Here is a 2,822-nt window from a genome sequence, read left to right on the forward strand (position 1 = left end):
GCTAGCCCTCCCCGTCAGCCACATCCATGGTCAGCATCAAAGAGAGCGGAGGACGCGGTAGCGGTCCGCCAGGGCGCGCTGAGTTACGGCTGCGCTCTCGTCCAACCATTCGTAGGCATGTGGTGTCCCGGGATGAACGTGGAGCTCGAGGGGGACGTCGGCGGCCGCCAACTTCAGGGCATAGGCGATGCTCTCGTCGCGCATGAGGTCGAGATCGCCCACCTCGATGTACGCCGCCGCCAGACCGCGGGCGTCGATCAGGCGCGCGGGAGAGGTCGTCTCCGAGACCGGACCGTCGGCGCGGGCTTTCCAGGAGGTCGCATTCATGGTCGCGGTCCATGCGAGGAAGGGCGCGAGGGCGTCGCTGGCGGTGGCGACCCTGTCGTCGAGCATGGCGTAGATCAGGATCTGCTGGGCGATCTTGATTCCACGATCCCTCGCCATCACGGCGGCCGCCGCCGCGAGCCCCCCGCCGCCGCTGTCACCCATCACAGCAATGCGGGCAGGATCTACCCCTAGCCGGTCTTCGTGCTCGATCAACCACATCACCCCGGCGAAAACGTCCTCGCTGAGCTGCTGACCTTTTCCCTCGGGCGCGACGCGGTAGCCGATTGACAGGATGGGGACGGACGTCTCAGCGACGTAGACTCGCATTCTGCGGTCGTAGTGATCGAGGGTGCCGGCCACCTGACCGCCTCCGTGAGCGTAGACGACGGCGGAGCCGGGACTTGAGCCGCCCTTGGTGTACCAGCGGGCCTCGAGCGTGACGCCGTCACCAACGGGAATGCAGACGTCCTCTCGGTTGACACCGTTCGGGACGGGCGGCGCGAGCCTACCCATCTCGGTGTACTGGTAATTGATTACATCTCTCAACGCCCGCACATCATTCGCGGGAGGCTCCGGCGTGTTCATGAACTCCGGAGGGAGTTGCGCGATTGCCTGCGCGAACTGGTCGTCGAGACGGTATTCGGTCATTGGTTCTCCTTAAGATTTGGGTCGCGGCCGGGGCGCGCCCGATAGGTTCGGATGCCGAAGCAGAGCTCGAAGCATGCCCAGGTCATGCCTGACGCCGCGTGCGGTACCCCGAGTGTTGGCCGGCGCGCAAGCGCCGAGCTCGGAGGGCGTGGACTTCTGCATTCCGGCACCGCAGAGCAATGTTCAGGAAAGGTGGGCGAGGTTTGCCCGCAGGACCTCTTCGAGCTTGAGTTCAACCTCGCGCGTGTGGGCGCCGGCCTCGAGCGCTGCCTTCGCGAGCCCTCCGGAAACGCTGTTGAACGTTTCCCCGAGGTAGTGGTTCTCCGCGCGCAGTGCATCTTCAAGCGGACCCTCGGCGGCGTCGATTGCCTTGGTTGCTGCGACGCGAACGCCTGCGGGCAGGTTGGCGATGGTCTGTGCGACCCAGTCGACGTAAGCGTCCAGTTCGGCGGCGGGAAGGGCTCGGTTTACCCATCCCCAGCGTTCGGCGGTCGCGGCGTCGATGAGCGCGCCTGTGAGAACGATCTCGAGTGCACGAGCGCGACCGACGAGGCGAGGCAGGTGAGCCGTCGCGCCTGCTCCGGGGACGATGCCCGTCAGGGTCTCAAACTGGCCAAACTTGGCGCTTTCGAGCGCTGCGAAGCGGAGGTCCAGGCTGGAGATCATCTCGGGGCCGCCGCCACGGGCAAGTCCTGCGACCTTCGCGATGGTGGTCTGGGGCAGAAGCCGCCAGCGTTCGTGGAGCCGCATCATCGGGCCGGTTCCGACGAGCGTCTCTTCCGCGATCGGGAGGGCGGCGTACGTCTCAGGGTTCTCGACGAATGTCAGGTCGCCATGTGCCATGAAGAACTCGGGGTTAGCACTTTGGACCACGATGACGTGCAGGTCGGGATCGTTCTCGGCCGATGCAGCGACGGCGTCAAGGTCGAGCAGGAGCTGGGCCGTCATCAGGTTGACGGGTGGGACATCAATCGAGACCCATAAAACTCCGTCCTGGCGCTTGAGGTGGAGGGTGGTCAGGGGCTGTTGGGTCATGAGATTCCTATCAGATTTGCAGTATCTCTGGTATACCTGGTGCATGGCAGTTACTTCAACGAAACCTAGTGCCCCCGAAGGCCACGCTGACCTCAAGACCATCGTCGGCCCGCAGCGCGAGCTCCTGGATCAGCTCCTGGACAAGTGGGGCCAGTTGCTGTTGACCACATTGTGCGAACAGCCGCGACGCTTCAACGAACTCAAGAGAGAGTTCGACGGGATCACTCAAAAGCCGTTGACGCAGTCACTGCGACGGTTGGAGCGCAACGGCCTCGTCGAGCGCCGGGTGCTGCAGCAACGCCCCGTCGCTGTGGAATACCGGATCACGCCGCTGGGTCGAACGCTTCAGGAGCCCTTTTTGATGCTGCGCGCCTGGACGGCCGACCACCTCGCCGAAGTCGAACGACACAGGGATGCATATGACGGACGCCCAGACACTCTCTAACTGTCGGCCCGAGTCCGCACCTCCTCGCCTGCCCCCACCCCGGTAGCCCGAGTGCTTAAGTTCAACGAACTGGAAACCATCACCGACGATGTCATGGAAGCCGACCCCAGCATCCTCGTCATCGGCAACCGCGCCACGAAGCGATCACAGAACACCGCCATCGACCGACGAACTTCACACGCGTCGGCCTGCAGGGCGACGTCTTGTTCGTTGGTGGACACGCGCGCGTATCCGAGGAGATGACCCCTGTCTTGAATCGACCGAAACTCAACCCCGAGGGAAAGAATCGCTCCACAAAGCTGGTCCTGAGTTTCGCTACAAAGTGCTCCGAACCGGCCCGTCCAGATCCGGCACACCCTCACCGTCG

General features: G+C 64.0%; 3 protein-coding genes. 1 reads left to right on the forward strand and 2 read right to left on the reverse strand.

The genetic code is table 11. From position 1 onward, the window contains the following. Nucleotides 1-36: 36 nt before the first annotated feature. Together HB677_RS18125 and HB677_RS18130 are read right to left on the reverse strand one after the other, a co-directional pair. On the reverse strand, nt 37-975 hold the full coding sequence (locus tag HB677_RS18125) for an alpha/beta hydrolase fold domain-containing protein (protein WP_213817143.1): 939 nt from the start codon (nt 973-975) through the stop codon (nt 37-39). 183 nt (nt 976-1,158) lie between these two features. Then, entirely contained in the window at nt 1,159-2,010 is an 852-nt protein-coding gene (locus HB677_RS18130) for an enoyl-CoA hydratase/isomerase family protein (RefSeq protein ID WP_213817144.1), read from the reverse strand. Nucleotides 2,011-2,053: 43 nt separating this feature from the next. On the opposite strand from HB677_RS18130, the gene HB677_RS18135 reads away from it, so the two are divergent. Next, on the forward strand, nt 2,054-2,455 hold the full coding sequence (locus tag HB677_RS18135; protein ID WP_213817145.1) for a helix-turn-helix domain-containing protein: 402 nt from the start codon (nt 2,054-2,056) through the stop codon (nt 2,453-2,455). The last annotated feature ends 367 nt before the right edge of the window (nt 2,456-2,822 follow it).

The sequence above is a fragment of the Glaciihabitans sp. dw_435 genome (assembly GCF_018449675.1).
GTDB lineage: Bacteria > Actinomycetota > Actinomycetes > Actinomycetales > Microbacteriaceae > Glaciihabitans.